The sequence below is a fragment of the Corynebacterium suicordis DSM 45110 genome (assembly GCF_015351405.1).
GTDB classification, from domain to species: domain Bacteria; phylum Actinomycetota; class Actinomycetes; order Mycobacteriales; family Mycobacteriaceae; genus Corynebacterium; species Corynebacterium suicordis.
Genome location: NZ_JADKMY010000007.1, coordinates 1 through 7110, shown reverse-complemented (window position 1 = coordinate 7110; position 7110 = coordinate 1). Strand labels below are relative to the sequence as shown.

8 protein-coding genes and 4 pseudogenes are annotated in these 7110 nt (G+C 63.0%); 4 read left to right on the top strand and 8 right to left on the bottom strand.

Translation table 11 applies throughout. From position 1 onward, the window contains the following. The coding region (locus IRY30_RS10375; RefSeq protein WP_228503486.1) for a hypothetical protein at window positions 1–199 on the bottom strand (199 nt) is incomplete at its 3' end. On the opposite strand from IRY30_RS10375, the gene IRY30_RS10195 reads away from it, so the two are divergent. The 3 genes and pseudogenes from IRY30_RS10195 (at window position 198) to IRY30_RS10185 (ending at window position 2349) form a co-directional block, all read left to right on the top strand. Continuing rightward, window positions 198–908: an IS6 family transposase gene (locus IRY30_RS10195; protein ID WP_099299370.1), complete on the top strand. Its 711-nt coding sequence runs from the start codon at window positions 198–200 to the stop codon at window positions 906–908. The genes IRY30_RS10375 and IRY30_RS10195 overlap by 2 nt on opposite strands. 77 nt (window positions 909–985) lie before the next feature. Continuing rightward, window positions 986–1318 (top strand): annotated as a pseudogene (locus IRY30_RS10190) (SURF1 family protein); the annotation flags it as partial. 122 nt (window positions 1319–1440) lie between these two features. Beyond that, on the top strand, window positions 1441–2349 hold the full coding sequence (locus tag IRY30_RS10185; RefSeq protein ID WP_099299369.1) for a cation diffusion facilitator family transporter: 909 nt from the start codon (window positions 1441–1443) through the stop codon (window positions 2347–2349). Window positions 2350–2482: 133 nt separating this feature from the next. On the opposite strand, the gene IRY30_RS10180 is transcribed toward IRY30_RS10185, so the two are convergent. From IRY30_RS10180 to IRY30_RS10155, 7 genes and pseudogenes are all read right to left on the bottom strand, one after another. Then, complete coding sequence (locus tag IRY30_RS10180) at window positions 2483–3022, bottom strand: DinB family protein (RefSeq protein ID WP_099299368.1); 540 nt, start codon at window positions 3020–3022, stop codon at window positions 2483–2485. Between the two features lie 167 nt (window positions 3023–3189). Continuing rightward, window positions 3190–3786 carry a cadmium resistance transporter gene (locus IRY30_RS10175; protein ID WP_099299367.1) on the bottom strand — a complete coding sequence of 199 codons (597 nt, stop codon included), beginning with the start codon at window positions 3784–3786 and terminating at the stop codon, window positions 3190–3192. After that, window positions 3786–4145 (bottom strand): Cd(II)/Pb(II)-sensing metalloregulatory transcriptional regulator CmtR, encoded by a 360-nt coding sequence (gene cmtR, locus IRY30_RS10170; RefSeq protein WP_099299366.1) that lies wholly within the window; start codon window positions 4143–4145, stop codon window positions 3786–3788. Before cmtR ends, IRY30_RS10175 begins: the two co-directional genes overlap by 1 nt. A gap of 179 nt (window positions 4146–4324) precedes the next feature. Continuing rightward, window positions 4325–4855, bottom strand: a complete 531-nt coding sequence (locus IRY30_RS10165; protein ID WP_309826437.1) for a metal-dependent transcriptional regulator — start codon at window positions 4853–4855, stop codon at window positions 4325–4327. Between the two features lie 39 nt (window positions 4856–4894). Beyond that, window positions 4895–5023: pseudogene (locus IRY30_RS10465) on the bottom strand (metal-dependent transcriptional regulator); the annotation flags it as partial. A 29-nt stretch (window positions 5024–5052) separates the two neighbouring features. Then, entirely contained in the window at window positions 5053–6267 is a 1215-nt protein-coding gene (locus IRY30_RS10160; protein WP_099299364.1) for an Nramp family divalent metal transporter, read from the bottom strand. Between the two features lie 368 nt (window positions 6268–6635). Continuing rightward, window positions 6636–6986, bottom strand: a pseudogene (locus tag IRY30_RS10155) (recombinase family protein); the annotation flags it as partial. A 41-nt stretch (window positions 6987–7027) separates the two neighbouring features. On the opposite strand from IRY30_RS10155, the pseudogene IRY30_RS10150 reads away from it, so the two are divergent. Then, a pseudogene (locus tag IRY30_RS10150) lies at window positions 7028–7110 on the top strand (IS6 family transposase); the annotation flags it as partial.

The window sequence follows — 7110 nt, the reverse complement described above, 5'->3', positions numbered from 1 at the left end:
GGGCGTTCATCTCGGTGGTCAGCCCGTATCCCGACGCGGACATCGAGCCCGTCGCGATGACAATGCTGGATGCGGCGGTGTAAGCGACATCCTCTGTACGAGGCCACGACGACAGCAGGACGTTCTCGTCAGTGCCCGAGGACGGTGCTGTTGCAAACTCAGGGTGCTGATGGTGTGAGGGTGGAATAATCAGGTTCATGGGTATCTTCTCGGGTCGTCATTTCCCTCGCGAAGTCATCCTGTGGGCGGTGCGGTGGTACTGCCGCTACGGCGTGAGCTACCGCGACCTCGAGGAGATGATGACCGAGCGTGGCGTGCCGGTTGATCACACAACGATCTACCGGTGGGTACAGAAATATGCCCCCGAGCTGGACAAGCAAACGCGGTGGCACCGGCAGGTGCCCGACTGGCAGGCCAGGTCCTGGCGGGTGGACGAGACCTATATCCGGGTCGGCGGAAAGTGGTGCTACCTCTATCGGGCAATCACCGCCGGGGGCCAGACCTTGGACTTTTACCTCTCCCCGAAGCGCAACGTCGCGGCCGCGAAGCGTTTCCTGGCCAAGACCCTGCGGTCAAACGCCTCAGCCGGGTACCCGCGGGTGATCAGCACTGACAAAGCGCCAGCCCTGGCCAAGGCGATTGCCGAGCTGAAGTTGGAGGGGGTCTGTCCTCCTACGGTGGAGCACCGCCAGGTGAAATACCTCAATAACGTGCTGGAAGGTGACCACGGGCGACTGAAAAGGATCCTGGGGCCGAAAGGTGCATTTAAGAACAGGACGTCTGCGTACCGAACGCTCAAGGGTATGGAGGCGATGCACTCATTACGGAAGGGCCAGGGGACGATGTTCGCCTATGGGCAGACGAATCCGGATGCGGTGATCGTCAGCCGGGTCTTCGAGACGGTCTGACAACACAGACGCATAACGCTGATCGCACGATAAAAATGGAGCCTTCTTGGCTCACGCCCCGAGTTTGCAACACCACCGCCTTCGGCATCATGGCCCCGCTCGGCCTGGGGTACTTTATTTGGGCGGAGATGAAGGAACGTCGCCGTGTGCGCCGCGAGGAGGCCGAGCTGGCCGACGGATCGACATCCTCGCAGCAGACCGGGGACTCTCAGGACGAAGAGACAGATTCCGACACGGTGGGCGCCCTCCGCACCACTCACCCGGAAAATGACACCCAGGGTCTCGCCCATGCCCAAGCCACTCTTTCCGCATCCTCGGGTGCCCGTGCGCGCCTGTTGCACGACCGTTACGGCGACAGCCAGCCGAACCACTCCCGGAAATTCACCGATCCCCAGCGCGAGCGGTTCTAACCGCAGCCTTCTGCCCAGCGCCTTTCGGCCCACTGGCACCCTTTCACGACGGCACGGGGCCAAATCCATCAAGCATTTTCAATAAGCTTTCAATACGAGTTTTTCCCGGCTAGGCTGTAGGCATGAGCGCGCACGATCATGCCCCTGCCCCCGGCCACCGTAATGCCTCGAACGGATCCCTCACCGCCCTGGCGGTCACCTTCGCCCTGACCGCCACCATCTTTCTGGCGCAGGTGATCGGCGGCCTCTTTTCCGGTTCGTTGGCCTTGCTGTCCGATGCGATGCATATGCTCTCAGATTCCACGGGGCTGCTTATTGCCCTGGTGGCCCTCCTCATCGGCCGTCGTGCCGCCACCCCCCGGGCCACCTACGGTTACCGCCGCGTCGAGGTGCTCGCCGCACTGGTCAATGCCGCGGTGGTCTCCGCGGTCTCGGTCTGGATCGTCATCCGCGCGGTTGGCCGGATCGGCGGCCACGAATCGATCGACACGGGCATGATGCTCGTCGTGGCGGTGGTCGGTTTGCTCGCTAACTTGATCTCCGCCCTGATTCTCATGCGCCGTCAGCATGAGAGCCTCAATATGCGCGGGGCGTACCTGCATGTGCTCTCCGACCTGGTCGGCTCGGTTGCCGTGATCATCGCCGGCCTGATCATCCACTTCACCGGTTGGTTAGCTGCCGACACCATCGCCTCCCTGTTCATTGCCGCCCTGGTGCTGCCGCGAGCACTGCGCCTGCTGGCCGAGTCCCTCTCGGTCCTGATGAACCACACCCCCCGGGGTGTCGATACCCGCGAGGTGGAAGCCGCCCTGGTCGGCCTGCCCGGGGTCACGGCCGTGCACGACCTGCACATCTGGAGCACCGACGGCACGAAACCGCTTGCCACCTGCCACCTGGTCGTCGACGATATGAACGTCTCCGACGGAGGGATTCTGGCCGCCGCTCAAACTCGGTTGCAAGACTTCGGCATTGAGCACTCGACTATCCAGATCGAGCAGGACGGCCACGTCCATCACGAAGAGGTCTGTTGATCACTCACTGCCAGAGTGGGACCCCACGGCGACGGCTTGTCCGCCCTTTTTGACCTGCTTATCATTATATTTCTGGGCGGCTCACAGTCCCCGACCGGTCACCGCCGGTGAGGGTCCTTGGAGCGAGGATGTCCTATTCCTCCGCGTTTCCCCGCTCGAAGGGCAGACTCAGTTGCCGGGCGTGGAAATCAAAGTGCCAAGTCGGATAGGCGTAGACGTCCGCCACCGTCATCACCGGGGCAAAGAACGGATCCCACCGGGTCGGAAACGCCATCTCACGTGCCAGGGAGTGCTCGGATTCCTTCTCCAGACTGGTGGCCAAGTCCGCGGTGAGCCGCCGGAGTTTTCTCGCCATGCGGCGGCGATGGTAGACCCGGGCCGCAGCCCGAGATCCCCAGTAGTTGACCCCGTCGAAAGGGCGGGTGCTGGCATTGAGCAGACGCGCGAACACCTCGCTCAGCAAGGGCGGCAGATGGCCGAAGAACTTGACCAGAGGTAGCAGTCGGCGGACCACCATATAGCCGAAGACCATGTGAAACAGCAGTTCCTCATTCGTCCACCGGGTCCCCACGCTACGGCTGCGCAGCTCGGCATCCCCAGCCCGCGCGAGGACGTCCTCCAGTTCGACACAGGCTCGCCAGTATCCCTCTGTTATCTCAACACGGTCGATCATCGTCGCCTACTTCCGAGGGGCCGACAATCCCACCTGCCCTTCGATCCCATCATCACACCGCGCGCTTGCCCCAGGCAATGACCATCGGCAATGGGAGGGGTGGCGTGACGATTCGCGGCCTTCGATACCAAGAATTGACCATGCTGCATAAATTCATGATCGATCCCCTAGAGACCGAAAGCACCGCCGCCGACGAGGATGAAAATGCCCAGGCCGATCAAAACGATGGGGAACAATACATGTTCCCAGCGTTCGAGGACCTCGGCGATGGGCGGACGGGTGGCAACGAATTTTGCCAGCAGGACCAAAACTGCCACCAGGACGAGGAAGACGACGCAGTAGGTGATGACCGTGGCGGTTCCCACATTAAGGAAGACGGGGACGTAGACGCCGATATTGTCGCCGCCGTTGGCAAACGTCACCCCGGCGACGGTCAGGATACCCACCTTCTTCCCGGCGACCTTCCCGGCGTCATCGTCGTCATCATCGCTCCGCCAGGCCTGCCAGGCCGCCCATAAGCCGAGGAGCAGGGGAATGAGCCCGAAGTATGGGATGGCCTGCTCGGGCAGGAAGGCTTCCGCCCCCAGGGTCACCAGGACGGCGGCGCCGAGGATGCCGACGAATCCGAGGTACTGGCCGACCAAGATCCGGGCTGTGGTCCCCTTTTGTCCCGCACCGCGGGCGAAGAACAGCGAAAGCACGATGATGTCGTCAATGTTCGTGGCGAGGAACAGGCCAATCGCCGACAGCAAGCCGGAGACCATCACATGCCCTCCTGCCCGGTGACACAACCGGGCACGTCACAGCCCGAGTCGAGACAGGGAGCGTGCTCATCCACCGCGAGCGTGACGTCCAGCAACGCGTTGAGCGCCTGGGCGAGGTGGGCGTCGAGGATTTCGTAGCGATTCTGCCGGCCCTCCGGTTCGGCAACGATGATGCCGCAGTCGCGTAGGCAGGCGAGATGGTTCGACACATTCGGGCGCGTCAGTTCCAGCTCCCGGGCCAGTTGCGCGGGATAGCCGGGCGCCTCCAGCAGGGACAACAGGATCCGGGACCGGGTGGGATCGGCCATGGCACGGCCTAACCGGTTCATCACATCGAGACAGGAAGCAATAGTCAGCATGCACTTAACTGTACATCAGGCACTGAACAATCCTTGCCCGCCCCCGGAGGATGGGCCAGGAAATATGTGCATCAGCTCCGAACGTCACGCATCGCAAACGGGCGCCTTGGGCGCAGGACTTCAGAAAACAATCACGCTAGATGCAAAGAGTGGTGCGGCCGATATCCCCCCCCTACCAGCTACAAGGAAGTGCCGCCCCCGATGCCGGGGGAGAGCGCTACCCAAATGGCATTGGCTTGCTCCGTGGTGAGGATGACCTCTTTCCCATCAGCGCCTTTGAGGACAATCCTGTCCTGGCGAGGATCCCCACCAGCGACGTTGACTAGTGCGCCCGGAACTATTTCCCGCCTCCTAAAGCCGGCCAACTGCCCTGAGTCAGCATCAGAGATGCGGATGATTTCGTAGTCACCCGGAACAACGCGGGTGAGCCGGATGGCATCGATGGGACGGGAGACATACCCGGTGGCAGTAGGGATGGGGTCACCATGGGGATCGGTGGCGGGGTTCCCGAGGAGAGCGTCGATACGCTCGATCATGGTTTCTGAGACGGCATGTTCGAGCCGTTCGGCCTCGTCGTGGACCTCCTCCCACGGGTAGCCCAGGGTGGTGACGAGGAAGGTCTCGAGCAGTCGATGCCTGCGTACCATCGCGATGGCGTACTGCTCGCCCCGCTCGGTGAGCATGACAGGTTTGTAGGGCTGGTACTCCACGAGTCCCTGGGCTGCCAGCCGTCTGACCGTGTCTGAGACGTTGGGCGTGGTCGTGCCCATCCGTGCCGCCAAGGCCGTGACGGTGATGGGCGGGCCTCCCCACTCGGTGGCCGCCCAGATCACCTTGAGGTAGTCCTGGGCTACCGGCGTGATCTCACTCAGGTCCATGGGCTCACGCTACCGGAGACCACAGCCGGTCATCCCCGGCCGCTGGCCAGCAGTCCGATGAGGGCGAGATTCAACGACACAATCAACGCGACCACCACCCAGGACGCCACCCGCAGCGGAACCCGAATAGCGAAGCCACCCATGAGGGTTCGATCACTGTTCAACACCACCAGCGGGATCAGGGCGAAGGGGATGCCCAAACTCAGGACCACCTGGGAGAGCACTAGCGCCCATGTCGGCTCCACACCGATGGCGATCACGGCCAAGGCCGGGACCAGGGTGACCGCTCGCCGCACCACCTGCGGGATCTGCCGGTGCAGCAATCCGCCCATGATCGTGGATCCGGCGTAGCAACCCACCGAGGTGGACGCCAGCCCGGAAGCCAGCAGCCCGACACCGAAGGCCACCCCCACTGCCGGGCCCAGTGTGGCGGTGATCGCCGCGTGGGCCCCTTCGATGCTGTCGGTACCGGGAATGCCGTTCAAGTTTCCGGCAGCCAACAACAGCATCGCGATATTGACTGACCCGGCCACCAGCAGCGACAGGAGAACGTCCCACCGGGTGATACGGAGCAGACGCGGCAATGCCTCGGGCGCGATGGTGTCACCGTGGCGGTCTCGGGCGAGGGAGGAGTGGGCGTAGATGGCATGGGGCATCACCGTGGCCCCGAGCATGCTCGCGGCCAGCACCACCGTCGGGGTCCCCTCAAAGCGCGGGATAACCCCCGCCAAGGCCTCGCCCCAGGAGACAGTGCCGATGAACATACCCGTGAGGAAGCCGGCGGTGATGATTACCAGCAGACCTACGATGACGAACTCGAAGGGGCGCTGACCGTGCCTGGATTGGATGGCCAGCAGCAGCATCGATACCAGTCCGATGAGCAGGCCCCCCATCAACAAGGGGAGGCCGAAGAGAATGTGGAGGGCGATCGCCCCGCCGATCACCTCGGCCAGGTCCGTGGCCGCGGCCACTGTCTCCGCCTGCGCCCAGAACATCAAACGCCGTCCCCGGGGCAGCCGTTTCCCCAGCAACTCCGGCAGGGAATGACCGGTGACCAACCCAAGCTTGGCCGAGAGGTACTGCACGAGCATCGCCATGACATTGGCGACCACCAGCACCCACACCAGCAGGTACCCGTACTGCGCCCCGGCGGTGATGTTCGCCGCGACGTTGCCCGGATCCACATAGGCCACCGCAGCCACGAAGGCCGGGCCTAGCAGCCAAGGCAGAGACTGCCGGCTCACCCGTCGCCCACCCGGTACTCTTTGCACCGCTTGGTCCGAGTCGCCCCAGACGCCCCTGAGTTTCATAAAAGTTAAGTTACACGAACTTATAGTCTCGGGGGGTAACTTTTAGGGATACTGCCGCACTCGCGAGATGCGCGGCCCTTCTCTGGCACGATGAGGATCAGGGGTATTTTCCCGGGCCGACTTTTCCTGCCATGAGATCATCCTGGGATGTGACTCACAGACTCTTTTGGCGACTGCAGTGATGGGGAAGTCGATGGGACCGGATTCTCCCCCTCAATTTTTCTCCCCTATACCTCTATATATAAGACACCTCGAGACGCCCCCAGAAACACCCTGGCTCACCCATGCTCCTCCCCCGGCGGTCAGCTTCCCGCCAACAGCTTCCGCCCGTCTTCTCGTAGCTCCCCCGTCGGGGACACATGCCGGTAGAGGGTCTGCCGGGTGATACCGAGCTCCTGACACAGGGCCGCGACGCTAGTTTCGGGTTGCCCCATCGACGCCATCGCCAGGCGCACCTTCGCCGGGGTCATCTTGAACGGCCGCCCCCCTTTGCGTCCGCGGGCCCGGGCCGATTCCAGGCCGGCTTTCGTCCGCTCGGAGATCAACTCGCGCTCAAACTCGGCCAGGGCGGCGAAGATCCCGAAGACCAACTTGCCCTGAGCCGAGGTGGTGTCAATCGCCGCACCCTGCCCGGTGAGCACCTTCAGCCCGGTGCTGTTGCAAAGTTGGGGATGGCACGTGAGGATCAGGTCTCATGAGCATCTTCTCCGGTCGCCACTTTCCTCAAGACGTGATTCTGTGGGCGGTGCGGTGGTACTGCCGGTATGGGGTGTCCTA